Below are 16,404 nucleotides of genomic sequence, written 5' to 3'. Positions count from 1 at the left end.
CCACGGACTCCCGACCCAAGCCCGTGCCGCGTAGCGGCACAGCAACAAGTCGAGAAGGCCAGAATCCTCGGGCTTCAGCCCGAGGAGCAAGTCAATGGGATGACGGCGAGCAGAAGGAACTCGTTGCCGGCTGGGTCAATCCACTCCTGTTCGTGCGCATGGCCGTGTTGATCGGCTGCCTGGCAACGCTGGCGGCCCTCGCGTACCGCCGTCACAGGCAGCAAACACGCTAAGACGCCACGCTAGGGGTCCGCGGCATCGTCGAGACCAGTGCCCAGGTCGACCAAAGGTCGCGGCCCTGACCTCCGCTGAACCGGGCTGTGTGTCCCCGCTTGCCATGGGCGATCTCGTCGCCGTACATTCCCTGCACCCGGCTCGTCCGGTCGCTTCGTCTATCCCCTTTGAGCACATGAGGAGCGCCCGGTATGACGGGTGTACTGGCGGTCGCAGGCGGCACCGCATCCGGCAAGTCCACCCTTGCCGAAGCTCTTTCACTGCAGTGCCCCGAGAGCATCGCGCTGATCCATCTGGACGACTACTACGTGCCCGCGCACGACCCCCACAGAGGCGTGTGGACGGTCAGTGCCGACGAACACCCCATCCTGGACTGGAACCACCCGGGCTCGATCGACGAGACAGCGGTGACACACGCCATTGACGCGGCGCTGCTGCGGGCCGGCGTGCTACTCGTGGTGGTCGAGGGCCTGTTTGCGCTGTCACTGCCGTCCGTGGTCCGGCGGGCCGCGTGGCGGGTGTATGTCGACACCCCCGACGACATACGCCTGGCCCGCAAGATCCTCCGGAAGATCGAGGTGCAGCGGCAGGATCCTCGTCTGTCGCTGCGCAACTATCTGCAGACAGGCAGGGACCGCCACGCAGCCCACGTCGCGCCCTCCCGGGCGGCGGCCGATCTGGTCGTGGACGGGACCGCGAGCGAGGCAGAGATGCTGGCGACCGTCATGCCGTTGATCGGGCCGGCCCTCCCGCTACCACCCGCGGCGCTCTCGCGGCCACAGAGGGTGTGCGGTGTGACCCGTACTGCCGGTGTCCCTGCATTCGCGCTGTGACGTGCCCGAGGGCACCGGCCCCGGCGCGGAACGCCGCGTGATCTGAAGATCACATAGAGGCGCTTTGGGTCGTGGCACAGGGCGGCGTGGTCGGCGAGAGGTGGGATGCTGTGCGAGACGTTGAGCCACCGGCAGGCCGTTGGGCGGGGTGTCGGCCCACTGGCAGCCCAGATATCGTGCTCGCTCCCCCTATCCAACGCCGCCCAGGCCACCTCGAGGTGCTGCATGCGCCGCCGGTACTCATCCACGCAGCAATCCGAGAGAACGCACACACTCCAGCGACTCGGTGCCAATCGAATCGCCGTCCTCCCCCGCTGCGGAGTTGGGGGCTGCGACGTCGGCAGTGGTCAGTCGGAGTTCTCCGCGTAGGCGGAGCCCGAGGTAGGCGGCACGACGGTCCACCCCGCGGCAAGTCACTCCGCCCGCCGGACACGCTCTAGCGGATCTGACCGGCACAAGCATCAGCAACGCCAGACGGTGGACCGCCTACGCCAATCGAGACTAGGGCCCGTCCGGGAAGGCCCTGACGGTGAATCGTCAGAGCCTTGCGCCGGACGGCGAGTCGATCCGCTCAGTCGGTACCCGATTCCATGGCGGCACGGTCGAGCATCTCCTCATCGCCGGAGACCTCACCGCGCGAGGCGATGGCCTGGGAGCCGCCCTGCGACATGGCGCCGATCAACCCGGTTGAGGCCGCCTGAGCGGCACCGACGAGCGCGGCTCGGTCGGCACCGACCATACCGATGCCCGCGTACTGCTCAAGCCGGGCACGCGAGTCGGCGATGTCGAGATTACGCATGGTGAGCTGGCCGATCCGGTCCACCGGGCCGAACGCCGAGTCCTCAGTGCGCTCCATCGACAGCTTGTCCGGGTGGTAGCTGAAAGCCGGGCCGGTCGTGTCCAGGATCGAGTAGTCCTCACCGCGCCGCAGTCGCAGGGTGACCTCACCGGTGACCGCCGAGCCGACCCAGCGCTGCAGCGACTCCCGCACCATCAGAGCCTGCGGGTCAAGCCAACGGCCCTCGTACATCAGCCGGCCAAGACGCCGTCCCTCGCTGTGGTAGTGGGCGAGGGTGTCCTCGTTGTGGATCGCGTTGACGAGGCGCTCGTATGCCGTGTGCAGCAGGGCCATGCCAGGCGCTTCGTAAATGCCACGGCTCTTGGCTTCGATGATCCGGTTCTCGATCTGGTCCGACATCCCCAGGCCGTGACGGCCGCCGATCGCGTTCGCCTCGATCACCAGGTCGACGGGAGAGGCGAACTCCTTGCCGTTGATCGTCACCGGGCGGCCCTGGTCGAAGCCGATCGTCACGTCCTCGACAGGGATCTCCACTTGAGGGTCCCAGAACCGTGTACCCATGATCGGTTCCACGGTCTCGACGCCTGTGTCCAGGTGCTCCAGGGTCTTGGCCTCGTGCGTGGCGCCCCAGATGTTGGCGTCCGTCGAGTACGCCTTCTCGGTGCTGTCGCGGTAGGGCAGCCCGTGGGCTCGCAGCCACTCCGACATCTCCTTGCGGCCGCCGAGCTCGGAGACGAAGTCCGCGTCCAGCCAGGGCTTGTAGATGCGCAGGTGAGGGTTGGCGAGCAGGCCGTAGCGGTAGAACCGCTCGATGTCGTTGCCCTTGAACGTCGAGCCGTCGCCCCAGATCTGTACGTCGTCCTCGAGCATCGCCCGAACCAGCAGGGTGCCGGTGACGGCGCGGCCGAGCGGCGTGGTGTTGAAATATGCGCGCCCGCCCGAGCGGATGTGGAAGGCGCCGCAGGCGAGTGCCGCAAGACCCTCCTCGACCAAGGCCGCGCGGCAGTCGACCAGGCGTGCGATCTCGGCGCCGTACATCTTTGCCCGCCCGGGCACCGAAGCGATGTCCGGCTCGTCGTACTGGCCGATGTCGGCGGTATAGGTGCACGGGACGGCACCCTTGTCGCGCATCCAGGCGACGGCAACCGACGTATCGAGGCCGCCTGAGAAGGCGATGCCGACGCGCTCGCCAGTGGGCAGTGAGGTGAGAACCTTGGACATAGGAAGAGTATGCTGCTTCATGCATGATCATGCAAACCGTTGGTTGGTTCTCCGGACGGTACCGATGCTCGCGAGGTGTTGCATCGGGCTGAAGAGCGGCACATTGGTCCCACGTAACGCCGAGCGCATGCAGTCGGAACCGTAGGAAGTGGTCAGCCACGTGCGAGCGCTGCGATAGCGATCCAGCTGAGCACGTTTATCCGTATTGTCCTGAGTACCATGCTCAGTAGGCCAACGCCCCGGGGCGCCTCCAAGGCAGACTCAGCCGAGCCACTGCTCCCAGCGAGTACGGGGCGCCTCGCAGCGGCCTGAGTCCACGGCCTGCCGGTATGCGCGATCGGTAAGTTCCTCTATCCGTCCACACTCGGCCGTCCACGTCGGGACTCGCGCGCCCATTGGTGTCGGCGAGCCTGGAGATGGCGACAACGCAGTGGGGGCGAACAGTCTGCGCTCCATCCCAAGCCAGGGCCACAGCGGCCAGGGCAGCAACTGCGCAGGCTATGAGGAGCAACTGCCGCGAAGAAGGCGACGACCGCGGTGAGGGCCCTACGTGAACTCAGGCAGGAGATGGGAAAGTTGAAGCCGAACAGGACCGGCGGCCGCCAGCGTCGGTAACTGCCCGCAGCAGCTCTCTCTCGCGATGTCTTGTGCTGTGGAAGCTGTCAGTGACGGTAGCTGTTGCTGCTGCTCTCCACGTGAGAACGGCGCGCCGCTGTCCTGGAACGCCGATGGATGTCCCTTCGCTCGGCGCAAGAGTCCCTCCCGGTCCCCCATCGCAGCGGTTTCGCTGCTGCGTGAGAGACGTCGTCGACGGTCCCCGCTTGATGCCACCTGACGACGCGCAGGAGCGGGATTCCTTCGGTATCGCCGACCGGCACAGCTTGAGCCGGACCAACAGTGGGGGGTACCGGCCGCCGTCAAGGGCAACTCCTGGGCGCCGAAGAACGGTTGGCTTGCGCGCAGTACGACGGGGCTGTGGGACGTGAACAGCATCGGCCGGGTAGCGGTGGACGGCACCGACTTCTGGTGGCGGCGCTGTCGAAGGGCACAGGGAGTCAGGCGAAGGGCATCGGATTGGTGGAGACGGCGGCGAAGACGGCGTTCGCTGGTAAGCGAACGGTGAGAACCCATAAATGATCTGGTTTCCGGCGCCAAGCGATCTAGTCTTTAAGGAACTTGACGATGAACAGGCCGGACGATGGTGTTTCCTTTACCGTTTTCGCCGTACACCTCGGGTCCGGCCACGGAAGGAGCGCAGTGCCTCCCGTACACCCGAATCGCCGTTCCCTCATAGCCGGTGGCCTCGCAGTAGCCGCCGCAGCCACCGTTCCCCTGTCGGTGTCCACGCCCGCAGTGGCGGCCGGTCTCATCCCCATCCGGCTGGCCGGGCCGACCGGTCCCGCGCCGGTGGGCGCCGTAGAGCTGCACCTGGTCGACCCGTCGCGGACCGACCCCTGGTCGGGGCAGCCGCGCGAGGTGATGGTGACCGTGACGTACCCGGCCGCCGACGTGCGTGACCGCGCGATGCTGCCCTGGCTGCCCTCTGGTGCCGAGCAGGCCCTGAAGGCCCGCTTCGGGGGCGCGGTGGACGGCTACGCACTCCCGGAGACCCACAGCGCGGACCGCGCGCCGGTCCGGCCCGGCCGCCGGCCGGTGCTGCTCCACTCGCCGGGATATACCTCGGACCGCACGTTCAACACGCTGGTCATCGAGGAACTGGCGTCCTGGGGCTATGTCGTGGTCGCGGTCGACCATCCCTACGACTCGGGCGAGGTGGAGTTCCCGGACGGCCGCGTGGTCGTCAACCGACCCGACGACGCGAGCCACGAGGCCCGCACGGCAGCGGTCGCGGTGCGCGCCGCCGATCTGCGGTTCGTCCTCGACCAGCTGACCGTGCTGAATCGGGGCGGCAACCCCGACGCCGAGGGGCGTCCGCTCCCGCGCGGGCTGCGCGGGACGCTGGACCTCACGCGGGTCGGCGCTTTCGGGCACTCCCGGGGCGGCGCCGCGTCGGCGGCGGTGATGTATCTGGACGAGCGGGTGCGGGCCGGCATCGATCTGGATGGCGCGCTGTACGGGCCGGTGGTTAGGCACGGTCTCGACCGGCCGTTCCTGCTGATGGACACAGCGGTCCACGACGGGCTGAACGAAGACGGGACCTGGCCACCGTTCTGGTCGCACCTGAGCGACTGGCACCGCTGTCTGCGGCTCGCGGACGCCGACCACAACTGCTTCACCGACATCGTGGCCATCGCCCCGCAGGTCCCCGAGTCGGTGCGCAAGACGCTGCAGATCGGCTCGATCGCCGCCGACCGGGCGGTGGCTGCCGTACGGGCGACCGTGCGGGCCTTCTTCGATCTCCAGTTGCGCGGCCGCCCGGGCACCGGGCATCTGCTGTGGGGGGCTTCGCCGCGCTACCCCGAGGTGGAGTACATCGCCGGATAGCAACCGGCACCGGACGTCCTCAGACCGCGGAGAAGCGTCCGCAGAGTGGGGGCAGGCGTCGGACGGGTGGCCTCGAGGCCCTGGCAGCGATCACCTCGTGGCCACCTCGGGTTGCACCTGGCGGCTGCTCCCACCGGTGTTCGGTCCGAGCCGGCGGACGGTTTGCTGGCGCCTCGCTCGACGGAGCCGAGCCCGCGTCTGGGTCCGGCTCCACCGTGTTGTTCTCGACGAATGCGGTGCCCGCGGCAGTTGGAGTGATCAGTCGCGGTGCGCCATCGACTCCGTCAGCATCCGAGCCACAAAGGGGGGCCTCTGGCAGGACCGAGTCCGACGCAGGCTGGCCCTTTCCAGCCGACACGTGGTCCCAGACGTTCGGTCGCTCTCAACCCGGCATCGTCAGTGACCTGAGGACTGAACCCACGGAGCGAATCGCTGGTCGGGAGCCGCATCTGCTCGCCAGTACCTCAAGACGGTCTCCTGCACGATGTCGAGCCGCTCTGCGGCGACAAGGCATGAGACTGGCTCCGACCCGCCAGCGTCCGCTTCGAAGGCAACAAGCACCGGCGGCGTTCCACCAAGCTGCCGCTGGACCCTGAGCAACTCCTCAAGCGTGGGCGCGCGGAAGACGGGATCGTGAAAGGTCGCCGGGCAGCTGACGAAGAGCGGGGAGGTGAAGGCCAGTTCCATCCCGTGGTGATAGCTGAGGTCGTAACCGGCTGCGAGCCGGAACTGACCACTGTCCCAGGCGAGGACATCCCAGTCCCACCAGGACCCTTCAGGGAGCTCGATCGCGGCATGCGGTCGTTCGACGTCCACCTTCGGAACCTCAATCTGTTCAAACGGACCGTCATTGCACGGAGGCATGGCACGCCGTGCTCAGCGAGTTGGACCCCTGAGGTGTCGATGCGCGTCAGACGGTTCTCGGCGCTGGGTGCCATCCGCAGGTCGGAAAGGGCAAGGAAGTCGGCGAGTTCGATGCAGTGACCGTTGGTTCCGTCGTCCCACTCCGTCCAGAGTCTGGACTCCTCGCTGTTCAACGTGTCGGGACCCTCGCTCGGATGCTGCTCGACGCTCCCCTCGGCGTGCCGGTACTGCGCATAGTCACGTGCGGTCACCGAGGTCATGCAGCACAGTCTGCCCGCCGCCTCTGACAGGCCGTAAAACGAGATGGGTGTTGTCAGTGCCCGTTCAGGGTGGAGCGACCCTGCCACACGCCCGTCATGAGCGGGCGGTTTCACTGCGGCAGGAGTGTGGCGCCGCAGAAGGCGCAGGGCCGGTTCCGCCGGTCGACGTCGTGCCGGCCAGGCCAGAGCTCGGCGAGTTCTTCGTCGCTGGTGCTGTCGAGGCTGCCGTCGACGTTGGCGACGACAGAAGTCGTCGACGTCGGGACGTACGACGTAGCACGTGGGTACCGCCACACGTGCCCCTTTCGGGGTGGAACATGGACGGACCGCCACGATCCGCCCGCGCCGACCAACGTCAAGATGCAGGGGGCGTTCCACCGCGTGGTCGCCCAGCGACTGGAGCGACTGACGGATGGACGAACCGCGGGGGCGACACGTGACAGACACTGGTCAACAATGTTCGTCACAGCGTGACTTCGCTCAAGACGCGTCATGCTGTGATCCGAACGGCGAAGCAGGTCGCCCCACTACGATCGTTGGATGTTCGAGTACCACGGGTGGATCACGGTCAGGGAGGCCGCAGCTGATGACGACGCTGAGCCTCGGCTGCGGCAGATTGTCGATGAACTTCGACTTCGCATCGCTGAGATCGACAGCCCGTACTTGCTCGATCTCAGGTGGATGAACGGCGAGCCGTTCATCCACCTCGGAGGTTCGTCCAACCACCGCTCGTCGCCCGACATCGTCGAACTATTCGAGCATGTTGCCGTGGCCGCACCAGGTTCCTACGGGCTCCTTCACCTTCACGATGACGAAGAATCAGGTCACCAGAACGAGGTGCGCGTGCTGCGGCTCGTCCGGGGCATGGTCACGCAGCACACGGAGGCATTGCTGTCCCCGTACATCCCGACGGTGGAGGACGCCATTGCGGGTTGAGGCGTCGTGGGTGCATCACACTCGGAGCCAGAGTGGGCTCGCGAGCGTCCTGTGGCCGCCACTCGCTGCCTCGTACCCGGTCTCGACAGTCGGTCCGTTTGCACGCATCAGAGCACAACTGCGGCACTCACCCCAGCTACGGCAGCTACCAGCGAACCTGGACCAGCCTATTCTGCAATAGTCGGATGCCCGGTGACGGATCCACACTGGCCCCGTCACAGTCACGGACAACCAACCGACGCGACCACTTCGCCGCCAAGCGCCGGTCGTAGGGATCCGATCAGTAGCCAAGGAAGTGATCCGGCGGTCTGCTGCCCGGGGCCACCTAGACGATCAACACTGTGACCTGCGATCGAGTGGCCAACGATTGTCAGCGTTGTTCGTCCTCGTGCGTCCTCGGACGGCCCAAAGACAGCTCAGGATCGCCAGGTCGTACGCTCTGGCCATGATGATGACCTGGGCCGACTTCTGGGCATTCATAGACACCCTGAACGGCAAGACTGATGAAGCCAGTTGCGGCCGCCTCATTGCAGAGCTGAGCAATCGCCCAGTTCTCGACATCCAAGGCTTCGCCGAGCGCCTGGCCGAGGCTTTGTACCGCCTAGACCAAGAGACGTTTGGCACCCTGCCGGTCGCCGACCTGACCCTGCGAGACGGTAAGTCCTTTCCGCAGTCCGCAGACAGCTTCCTGTACTCGCGCTGCGCCGTGGTTGCCGCCGGCCGATCCGTCTGGGAGTCCGTGTTCTTCGATGTCGACCAGTTCGCCCCATACACCGCCTCTACGTGTGACGGCGAGTCGCTCCTCTATGTGCCTGATCAGGCCTACGAGCTGGCCACCGGCAAGGAGTGGGATCGGTCTACTCGCTACTGCTTCGAGACCTTCTCGAATCGGGACGGCTGGCCACACCTGCAAGCCTGAGGTCGGCGGAGTTATAAGGGCTGCGCCAAGCCGTGAATGACCTAGAAAACCATCATGGCAGCGATGTCACTGTGGGTTCAAATCCCACACCCACCCCACGTGAACGGCCCCCGAACAGCAAGTTCGGTCAGGGGCCGTTCACTTGCCTGCTGTCCGCCAGTAACCGTGAGTCCCCCGCTGCATCTCGATCGAACGGGTACGGGAGAGGCACGAACTACTCATTCGTCATCCGGATCCTCGATGCCGAGCATGTCCGGCGTCTCCAGAAGTGCCGCCTGCCTCTGGACGTCGGGCTCCCGGTCGGCGACCTCGCGGATCACCTGAGCAAGTCTCGCCCGGTCGTCGACAGAGAGCTGGTTGAGCTTGTCACCTACGCTTTCAAACCACGGCACGCAGACGTCCGGGTCAACGTCATCCTCATCAGTCATATCGATCGAGATCAGGAGGTTCGCCAAGGCATCGACAAGCGTGATCAACAAAGGGTCCGTCATGGTGTCCTTCTGCGGGTCGAAGCAGTTGGCCGGCCCCTGCGTGAAGTCGGCGGAACGGCTTTGGGCGGGAGCCGTCATCGGGCGAGTGATCATAATCCCGCAAGCTTCAGGCGAGTCGGGAAGTCTGCGGATCTGCCCGTTACTGACTTCAGCTCGTCGGGGTGAGTCTTTGCGAAGTCCCCCGTCGGGTGGGTGTGAGCCGCTGTATCCGTGGTGTGTGAGGTATACGGACGGGGGGCTGACGCCGACGGGACGCTGGGGTCGGGAGACGGTACGGATACAGGCCGCCGAACTGTTCGAGCAGATGATCAAACCGTCGGAAGTTGCACGGCGACTGCGAGTGAGCGTGAAGTCGGCATAGCGGTCACTTGGGCGTCTGGGACCGATACCAGTTGACTACGGTCACGGTGGTTGCTGTACTCCCCTGCTGTACAGCCGTGCCTTAACCAGCTTAGGGAGAACAAGCGGTGATCGAGGGCGCGGAATCCTGTTGAGCAACTGGGGGCACCATGAACGGACGCCAGAGGGCACGCGCGAACACTCGAAGCTCGGTGGATAGACGCCGGTGGGCCCGTGCGAGCACTGACGGCACGAGCGTTGCTCGAACAATTCATCCCGACAGGGAGCAGCGTATGGCTGCCCATGACAGGTCCGTGGGCCGCGTCTTTCTGGCGTATCTGGTGGGACTTCCTGTATGTGTCGGGCTCATCTGGCTTCTCGCCGGTTCCGGTCTCGTGGACCGCCTCTTCGGGAAGTGACCGCTCAGGCCAGGCCAAGCCGCTGACGCTGTTGATCTAACGAGTCGGTGCGTGATAGCGGATGAGTCATGTCTGGGCGGTCGTGGTGTGTATTCAGGCGGTGGCTGTGCGGTCGGCGACGAGGCCGGCGATGGCCCGGTAGGTGTCGGGCAGCCGGTCGCGGCGGTGCGTCCAGTGCATGCGTTGTTTCCAGCGTTTATGGTCGGCCAGGGCATGCTCGACGGTGATCCGGTCGGAGGAATGCTCGTGCCGGTCGTGTTCCCACTGCTCGACTCTGCCCGCCAGCGCTCCGGACCGTGGCTTTCTGGGTGGGTGACAGTCTGGCCGGGATGGTCGCGGCTCAGGCCCAGGTAGCCGTCGTCGAGCAGAATTTCGACCAGCCCGAAGTGGCGGAAGCAGCCGGTGATACCCGCCGCTCGGGCCGCGGTCACGTCGTGCATTCTCCCCGGCCGCAGGCCATCGGCCCACAGCGTGCGGCCGCGGTGGTCGGCGATGACGGTGGCTTTCATCGTGTTCTGCTTCTTCTTGCCCGAGACGAAGGCACGGCGTCCGCCGCGGCCTGCCGCCGGCCGACGGACCTGGACCTCGGTGGCGTCCAGCCGCAGCTCGACTCCCTCGGCCTGGGCGTAGGCGAACACATCCTCCAGCGTGCGAAGCCGCAGACCAGGACGATCGGGAACAGCAGAGCCCCGGTCCGCGTGCTGTCGGCGCACCTCGCCGACAGCACGGGTGACGGTCGAGCGATCGACGCCGAACAGCACACCCAGGACCGCGTGCGGCAGGTCGTGCCGCAGGTGGATGAGCGTAGCTACCAGCCGGTCCACGAAGACCAGCTGATGCCGGGCCCCGGCACCCGGTGCACGCTTCCTCGCCCCGCCCCCTCGCCTGGAACCGACGCCCCTCAAGCCCGACCACCCACGGTCTGGCCAACTCCGCTATCACGCACCAACTCGTAAAGCCCGTACGCGGTATGACTGTCGAAGACTGCGCTTCAAGCGCCCGGACAACGCCAGTTACTAGATGACACAGGCGCTGTAGAGGCGGGTGCGGAGGGCAAAAACATTGCCCGCCATATCAGCCTACCCAACTCCCATCCCGACTGCCGTCGACCCACACGTATGTGGAGCGGGCGCGGGTACTGGGTCGATGGCAGAGTGGATCAACGCGTAGGCCGTGGTTTTGAGTCTGGCGGATCAGAGCATCCGGCGGCGCTGGCCAGGATCGAGCAGGCCTACCGCACGGTGCGACGGGAGAACGTCGCCCGCTACCTGCTCGCCCGCCTCAACCGCGAGGGCCGCGGGACGCGGGTGGAGATCCACCCGCTCAACCAGTCCCAGGTCGACCGCCCTCGCCAGCGCGAAGCGGGCCTGCGCCACATGAATGTCCGCCGCTGGGGCAGCATCGTCGCCGCCTGGGCGGCCGGTGCCGATCAGGAGCTGGACGACGCGCGGGTGGGACAGGTCATCGGCCGCGGTTCCCAGTGGGGCTAATACGAGTACGTGACCAACGTTGGGTTCGCCGCCTGAGTGAGGCATTACCCAACCCGTGCCAGAGGCCCATTCGCGTGATCGCGAATGCGCCTCTGGCGTGAGTAAGCAGTGTTGTGGAGCGACCGCCATGCCCCTCGCCGGGCTCGCGGAGCGCCCGGCGGTCTCGGAAGACGGGCGGCCCGCCCCAATGGCGCGGGCCGCACAGGATCGCGGTCGGTCAGATGTGGTTGCCCGCCTTGTCCACCACAGCCGTCGTGACAATCGAGTCACCGCCGAGGACCTTGCCGCGTGCCGAGATAATCTGAGTGCCGACGATCCGGTAGGTCCTCGGGTCGATCAGCCACCGGTCGTGGATCGATTCACCGGTCGCGGAGTTCTCCCCACGGAAGTAGTTCAGGGCGATCACCCGGCGTCCGGCGGCGGTGTCGACCAGGTGGCCGGTGATCTTTCCGCCCGGTAGGAGTGCGAGGGCACGGTAGAGAGACGCCAGGCCCTTGGCCGGCATCACGTCGGCCGACAGCAGGACTCTGATCTCGCCGTAGTCGTTGAGTGCCTGTGAGACCTCCTTGGAGTCGGCGATGGCATCCTGCTCGCGCAGCGCCTTCAGCGTCTGCTTGCCGTCGGCCGGCAAGGCGGTGAGGACCCGGTACATCTCACGTGGCGAGCGGTCATCGCCCTCGCCGCCGTTCTCCAGGTGCATCTTGGTGACCTCGAGCGGCTGGTGCCTCAACCGGAAGGCGCTGGCGGAGCCGTCGTAGCGGATCCAGTTCTCCACATCGCCCACGAGCTTGTTGGACTTGTTCGCAGGCTCCTGCACCGACTTGGAGTAGATCCATTGCTTCGCCGTCGGAACGGTGCCGTCCGGCTGTGTCTGGACCGCGTCGGCGGCCTGCCGCAGGAACTCGGCCGCGCTTACTCCCTTGAAGCGCACGTCCGGCGTGTCCGCGGGCTGCACCGCGCGTCCCGTGTCCTTCCCGCCCACCAGCAGGGTGGCGGCGACGGCGACGGCGGTCACCGCGGCCACGACCGCGACGATCGCGAACTCCCGCCCTCGCCACAACGCGCGACGCGACTCCCTGGCTCGCACGGCTTCGGTGAGCCGCGCCCGCCCCGGTGCGAGCCGCCCTCGGTCGGGTACCGGCATGTGGGCGCGCAGCTCACGCACTTCGGTCATCTCGTCCATGGCTAGGCCACCTCCGCAGTGTCGATCACGAACGCGGGGTCGGCACCCAGCGCCGTACGTACCTTGCGTCGCGCCCGGTTGAGCCGCGAACGAACCGTGCCGACCGGTATGCCCAACGACTCCGCGACCTCCTGATAGGTCAGTTCGGCCCAGGCGACGAGCAGCAGGACGTGCCGGTCCGGCGCCGACAGTCCCGCGAGAGCGCCGGCCAGCGGGCCCTGCGCCGCGATCCGGCTGTCGGTGTCCTCCAGCCAGAACGGCCCCCCGGACGCGGCGAGCGGGTCGTGACCGGTGCGGGCGAGCGCCCTGAGCGCGCGCACCTCGGCGCGGCGCTGCTTGCCGATGAGGTTCCCGGCGATGCCGTACAGCCAGGGGCGCGCGTTGGCGCGCCTGTGGTCGTAGCGGGACCGGATCCGGAAGGCGACCAAAAAGGTGTCGGCGGTGATGTCGTCAGCGGCCGCGTCGCCCAGGCGACGGGCCGCGTAGCGGTGGATATCGGGGGCGTAGCGGTCGTAGAGCAGGGCGAACAGCTCCGACTCCTCCAACGACTGCGCGACGATCTCCGCGTCGTCCATCGTCCGTGCCGTGGACGGCGGTGGTCCGCTCACAGTGCTTCCCCTGACTCCTCGGTGAGTGCCTGTCACCTGTTGTTCCCCGCCGAGATCCAAAAGGTTCACGCTTTCGCGAAAGCCGTCGCACCCCCGGTGAACACGCAGGCGCTCAGGGAATCACCCGCTTCAGCACCTTCCGCACGGAGGTGCCCAGCCTCCGAGGCTCGTCCGGCCGTTCGCGGATCGAACGACTCGAGATCCGGGTGAGCCCGGCGTCCGGTTGCGCTTCTTCGCCGGTCTGCGCCAGTCGCCCGACGCGTAGACGCCTGAGCCGCGGGGTTCACCAGTTCCAGCTGTAGAGGCCGCCACCCGTGCTCGCCACCGACACCGCGAGCCGGGCAACTTCCTTCAGGACCGCCGGGAGGCCATCGTCGGTCGTGTCGTCGCCGTCGGCGGCTCTGAGTCTCGTGGTGCAGCGGTCGGCCGACTCCCCCAGGTCGGCGGAGCTGGCGCCGGCCAACGCCCGGTCAACCGCGGCGGCAGAGCGAACACCTCGACGCCATCGTTCTTGGGATCGATGACCTCCTTCGGTAACGGCCACCGGTCGAGCTGCTCCAGCGGCGGGATGCGGCCGGCTGCCAACGTGGTGCACGTAAAGGACCGGTCGGTCGGCGCCGCGGCCCGGGCCAGCGCGGGAGAGCCAAGGCGTGCTGCCGGGCTGGGATCACACCGACGCGTGAACGATCAGTCGCACATCACCGTACGAGTGGTGGCAGGCTACGGGGCAACCTGAGTACCGGCTGTCACGGCTTGTCAGCGCAGCGACCGGAAGCCCGTGCGAACCTCGTCGACGAAGAACTTCGGTTGCTCCCATGCCGCGAAGTGGCCGCCCTTGGGGAGCTTGTTGTAGTGGATGAGGTTGGGGTACGCCGCCTCGGCCCAACTCTGCGGAGGCGTGTAGAGCTCGTCGGGGAAGACACTCACCGCGACCGGCACAGAGACGCCCTTGACGCCGAAGAAGGAGATCCCAGCCGTCAGGTCCTCCCAGTAGAGCCGCCCTGCGGAGATTCCCGAGTTCGTCAGCCAGAACAGCGTGACGTTGTCCAGGACGTCGTCCCGCGTCAGGCCCTCGTCTTCTCCCGCGAAGGCCCGGGCGATGAGGGCCAGGCTCCTGGGGTCGTGGTCGAGCATGAAAGCTGCCAGTGCGACGGGCGAATCTGCGAGTCCGTACAGAGTCTGTGGGCGCGAGCCCATCATGATCGCGTAGGCGACGTTGTTCCAGGAGAACTTCAGTTGCTCGACGGTTTCCCGTTCCTCGTTCGTGAGGTCGTCCGTCGGCACGGGGTTGTGAGTCGCGAGCGCTGCGTCGATGGCGTCCGGGACCACACCGGCCATGTTGGTGTGGATGCCGACCAGCCCTTCAGGGGCCTGCGCACCTATGAAGTCCGTGACGACGGCACCCCAGTCGCCGCCCTGTGCCACGTACTTCGTATAGCCGAGGCGCTTCATGAGCTCGGCCCAGGCACTTGCGATGCGCGGAGGACCCCAGCCGTTCGTGGTCGGCTTGCCCGAGAACCCGTAGCCGGGCATCGCCGGAATCACCACGTCGAACGCGTCGGAGGCGTCCCCTCCGTACTCGGTGGGGTTGGTGAGAGGTTCGATGATCTTCAGCTGTTCGACGGGCGAACCGGGCCAGCCGTGCGTCACGATCAGAGGCAGTGCGTTCTCGTGCTTCGAGCGGACATGTATGAACTGGATGTCCAGCCCGTCGATCTCAGTGATGAAATTCGGCAGTCCCTTCAGCTGCGCCTCACACCTGCGCCAGTCGTACTCCTCGGCCCAGTAGCGTGCGAGCTCTTGCATCGTGGCGAGTGGTACACCCTGGGACTTGTCCCCCACGGTCTCCTTCTCGGGCCACCGCGTTGCCTCGATACGCCGCCGTAGATCCTCAAGGTCGGCTTCGGGGACATCGAAAGTGAACGGGCGGATTTCCGTGCCAGACATGTTCGTCTCCCGCTGTAGTGGGCGACTACGCGCTGCCGAACCGGCATACGTCAACCCCGAGGCAAATGCGACGGTCCGGAAACCCGCAGGAATTGGGATACGCCACAGGCCGGGCCACTGCAGAGCGTGGTGCTCGGTGTGAGTGCTATTTCTGCGTCATGACCACTCCAGGATCGGGCCGGAACGGAACGCTCGTGCCAGGGGATATCACGTGGTTGAAGGGCCCGGGTTTGTGTTTTCCGACAACCGAGGCGTCGCCTGGTCACAGAGTGTGCTCCACCAATTGCTTTCAGCAGTACCGTCTGGTGGAGCAAATCGTTGAGGGCAGGCAACGTCAGGTCCCGTCTCCGGCGGCAACGTCCTCCGCAGTGCCGTCATAGCGGCTGGCCGTTCCACTGGTGAAGTAAGGAGGGCAGGACACTCAGGGCGAGTCGCTCACCCGCTCATCGGTTGGGGAGACTACGCATCACTGCGAGGGACTGGGAGAAGACCGAAGGGGCGTAGGTGTAACTGATCGTTTCACAATGCCGTCCCGCGGAGACGCTGGCGGCCCATGGAACAATCCCTTCAGTCATAGGCTCTGGGGGGGTGACGCCGTATGGAACGGGCTGGGGCTGCACGGGAGCTCGTGCTTGGTTACGTCCAGGCTCTGAACGCGGTTGACGAGGCCATGAGATCAGCGATGCCCTCGCTTGAGCGACTCGCAGATGTCCTTGGCCTGGTCCGTTCGCGCCGGATCATCAGCCGGAGTGGACACATCGGCACCTACTCCTACACGGTTCATGGGGCAGGGTGCCGCTTCGTGAGCGCCAACGACATTGAGGTCGATGTGGACTTCGCAGCCGATGGGAGGGAAGTCTTCGATCTCTGGCGGCTGCGCTGCTACGGGCTGAGCCTGCCAGAGCCTCTTGACGTCACGGATGAGGACCTGCAGTCCGCAGTGCGGTCGCTGCAACCGCTTCTGACCCAGGTGCAGCCGGGTTGGTTCAGCGTAGCCAGCTGATCGCTCAGGCTGAGGCTCGGAGGCGGCGGAGACATATGAGGCTGCAGGCCAGTTCGAGCAGGCCCTGATGGAGATCGGCGCGTCGCTGGTAGCGGGTGCGGAGCCGCTTGAACTGGTGCAGCCAGGCGAAGGCGCGCTCGACCACCCAGCGCACCTTGCCCAGTGCGGAACCGTGGGCGACGCCACGTCGAGCGATCAGGGGCTTGATGCCGCGCTTGTGCAGCAGGCGGCGGTACTTGTCGAAGTCGTAGCCCCGGTCGGCATACAGGCGCCGGGGCCTGCGGCGGGACGTCCCCGCAGTCCGGCGCTCGGGGTAGCGATGGCGCCGCTCGGGAGCAGGCGGCAGCAGCGGAGCCACCCGCTCCCACAGGTCGTCAGGAACAAGATCAGCTCGCACCCCGGACACCCTGCCG

Annotated in this window: 12 protein-coding genes and 8 pseudogenes; 11 read left to right on the top strand and 9 right to left on the bottom strand. The window is 66.5% G+C overall.

Annotation, left to right across the window (positions count from 1 at the left end; genetic code table 11):
- Both AB0C62_RS30505 and AB0C62_RS30500 read left to right on the top strand, forming a co-directional pair.
- A pseudogene (locus AB0C62_RS30505) lies at window positions 1–233 on the top strand (hypothetical protein); the annotation flags it as partial.
- 192 nt (window positions 234–425) lie between these two features.
- Window positions 426–1,067, top strand: a complete 642-nt coding sequence (locus AB0C62_RS30500) for a hypothetical protein (protein ID WP_362978589.1) — start codon at window positions 426–428, stop codon at window positions 1,065–1,067.
- Window positions 1,068–1,638: 571 nt separating this feature from the next.
- Here the strand turns inward: AB0C62_RS30500 and argG are convergent.
- Window positions 1,639–3,087, bottom strand: a complete 1,449-nt coding sequence (gene argG / locus AB0C62_RS30495; protein WP_362978587.1) for an argininosuccinate synthase — start codon at window positions 3,085–3,087, stop codon at window positions 1,639–1,641.
- A gap of 877 nt (window positions 3,088–3,964) precedes the next feature.
- Between argG and AB0C62_RS30490 the strand changes: the two are divergent.
- From AB0C62_RS30490 to AB0C62_RS30480, 3 genes and pseudogenes are all read left to right on the top strand, one after another.
- Window positions 3,965–4,224: pseudogene (locus AB0C62_RS30490) on the top strand (hypothetical protein); the annotation flags it as partial.
- A gap of 201 nt (window positions 4,225–4,425) precedes the next feature.
- Window positions 4,426–5,532 (top strand): lipase, encoded by a 1,107-nt coding sequence (locus tag AB0C62_RS30485; protein WP_362978585.1) that lies wholly within the window; start codon window positions 4,426–4,428, stop codon window positions 5,530–5,532.
- Between the two features lie 35 nt (window positions 5,533–5,567).
- Window positions 5,568–5,865 (top strand): annotated as a pseudogene (locus tag AB0C62_RS30480) (transposase); the annotation flags it as partial.
- 63 nt (window positions 5,866–5,928) lie between these two features.
- Here the strand turns inward: AB0C62_RS30480 and AB0C62_RS30475 are convergent.
- Entirely contained in the window at window positions 5,929–6,348 is a 420-nt protein-coding gene (locus AB0C62_RS30475; RefSeq protein ID WP_362978583.1) for a hypothetical protein, read from the bottom strand.
- 848 nt (window positions 6,349–7,196) lie between these two features.
- On the opposite strand from AB0C62_RS30475, the gene AB0C62_RS30470 reads away from it, so the two are divergent.
- Window positions 7,197–7,592 (top strand): Imm7 family immunity protein, encoded by a 396-nt coding sequence (locus AB0C62_RS30470; RefSeq protein WP_362978581.1) that lies wholly within the window; start codon window positions 7,197–7,199, stop codon window positions 7,590–7,592.
- 445 nt (window positions 7,593–8,037) lie between these two features.
- Window positions 8,038–8,511, top strand: coding sequence for a DUF4240 domain-containing protein (locus AB0C62_RS30465; protein WP_362978579.1), 474 nt, complete (start codon window positions 8,038–8,040; stop codon window positions 8,509–8,511).
- Between the two features lie 218 nt (window positions 8,512–8,729).
- Here the strand turns inward: AB0C62_RS30465 and AB0C62_RS30460 are convergent, their stop codons facing one another.
- Window positions 8,730–9,080 carry a hypothetical protein gene (locus AB0C62_RS30460; RefSeq protein WP_362978577.1) on the bottom strand — a complete coding sequence of 117 codons (351 nt, stop codon included), beginning with the start codon at window positions 9,078–9,080 and terminating at the stop codon, window positions 8,730–8,732.
- Window positions 9,081–9,219: 139 nt separating this feature from the next.
- Between AB0C62_RS30460 and AB0C62_RS30455 the strand changes: the two are divergent.
- Window positions 9,220–9,360, top strand: a pseudogene (locus tag AB0C62_RS30455) (transposase); the annotation flags it as partial.
- Between the two features lie 493 nt (window positions 9,361–9,853).
- On the opposite strand, the pseudogene AB0C62_RS30450 reads toward AB0C62_RS30455, so the two are convergent.
- Window positions 9,854–10,705 (bottom strand): annotated as a pseudogene (locus tag AB0C62_RS30450) (transposase family protein); the annotation flags it as partial.
- A 266-nt stretch (window positions 10,706–10,971) separates the two neighbouring features.
- Here AB0C62_RS30450 and AB0C62_RS30445 point away from each other — a divergent pair.
- Window positions 10,972–11,250, top strand: a pseudogene (locus AB0C62_RS30445) (transcriptional regulator); the annotation flags it as partial.
- A 217-nt stretch (window positions 11,251–11,467) separates the two neighbouring features.
- Here AB0C62_RS30445 and AB0C62_RS30440 read toward each other — a convergent pair.
- Window positions 11,468–12,433 (bottom strand): CU044_5270 family protein, encoded by a 966-nt coding sequence (locus AB0C62_RS30440; protein ID WP_362978575.1) that lies wholly within the window; start codon window positions 12,431–12,433, stop codon window positions 11,468–11,470.
- A gap of 2 nt (window positions 12,434–12,435) precedes the next feature.
- Window positions 12,436–13,041, bottom strand: coding sequence for a sigma-70 family RNA polymerase sigma factor (locus AB0C62_RS30435; protein ID WP_362978573.1), 606 nt, complete (start codon window positions 13,039–13,041; stop codon window positions 12,436–12,438).
- 187 nt (window positions 13,042–13,228) lie between these two features.
- Here AB0C62_RS30435 and AB0C62_RS30430 point away from each other — a divergent pair.
- Window positions 13,229–13,306: pseudogene (locus AB0C62_RS30430) on the top strand (DUF6207 family protein); the annotation flags it as partial.
- Window positions 13,307–13,324: 18 nt separating this feature from the next.
- Here the strand turns inward: AB0C62_RS30430 and AB0C62_RS30425 are convergent.
- Together AB0C62_RS30425 and AB0C62_RS30420 are read right to left on the bottom strand one after the other, a co-directional pair.
- Entirely contained in the window at window positions 13,325–13,504 is a 180-nt protein-coding gene (locus AB0C62_RS30425; RefSeq protein ID WP_362978571.1) for a hypothetical protein, read from the bottom strand.
- 293 nt (window positions 13,505–13,797) lie between these two features.
- On the bottom strand, window positions 13,798–14,988 hold the full coding sequence (locus AB0C62_RS30420; RefSeq protein ID WP_362978569.1) for an epoxide hydrolase family protein: 1,191 nt from the start codon (window positions 14,986–14,988) through the stop codon (window positions 13,798–13,800).
- Between the two features lie 802 nt (window positions 14,989–15,790).
- On the opposite strand from AB0C62_RS30420, the gene AB0C62_RS30415 reads away from it, so the two are divergent.
- On the top strand, window positions 15,791–15,991 hold the full coding sequence (locus tag AB0C62_RS30415) for a hypothetical protein (protein WP_362978567.1): 201 nt from the start codon (window positions 15,791–15,793) through the stop codon (window positions 15,989–15,991).
- Between the two features lie 4 nt (window positions 15,992–15,995).
- On the opposite strand, the pseudogene AB0C62_RS30410 reads toward AB0C62_RS30415, so the two are convergent.
- A pseudogene (locus AB0C62_RS30410) lies at window positions 15,996–16,294 on the bottom strand (transposase); the annotation flags it as partial.
- Window positions 16,295–16,404: the final 110 nt, after the last annotated feature.

This window comes from Streptomyces sp. NPDC048643 (genome assembly GCF_040650615.1).
Taxonomy (GTDB): domain Bacteria; phylum Actinomycetota; class Actinomycetes; order Streptomycetales; family Streptomycetaceae; genus Streptomyces.
The sequence above is the reverse complement of the archived record's forward strand: the minus strand, read 5'-3'. Positions and strand labels throughout refer to the sequence as shown.

What these genes read in the sequence shown, in the direction of transcription:
- AB0C62_RS30500 (WP_362978589.1), top strand. Translation starts at nt 426, where the DNA reads ATGACGGGTGTACTGGCGGTCGCAGGCGGCACCGCATCCGGCAAGTCC.
- argG (WP_362978587.1), bottom strand. Translation starts at nt 3,087, where the DNA reads ATGTCCAAGGTTCTCACCTCACTGCCCACTGGCGAGCGCGTCGGCATC.
- AB0C62_RS30470 (WP_362978581.1), top strand. Translation starts at nt 7,197, where the DNA reads ATGTTCGAGTACCACGGGTGGATCACGGTCAGGGAGGCCGCAGCTGAT.
- AB0C62_RS30465 (WP_362978579.1), top strand. Translation starts at nt 8,038, where the DNA reads ATGATGATGACCTGGGCCGACTTCTGGGCATTCATAGACACCCTGAAC.
- AB0C62_RS30460 (WP_362978577.1), bottom strand. Translation starts at nt 9,080, where the DNA reads ATGACGGCTCCCGCCCAAAGCCGTTCCGCCGACTTCACGCAGGGGCCG.
- AB0C62_RS30440 (WP_362978575.1), bottom strand. Translation starts at nt 12,433, where the DNA reads ATGGACGAGATGACCGAAGTGCGTGAGCTGCGCGCCCACATGCCGGTA.
- AB0C62_RS30420 (WP_362978569.1), bottom strand. Translation starts at nt 14,988, where the DNA reads ATGTCTGGCACGGAAATCCGCCCGTTCACTTTCGATGTCCCCGAAGCC.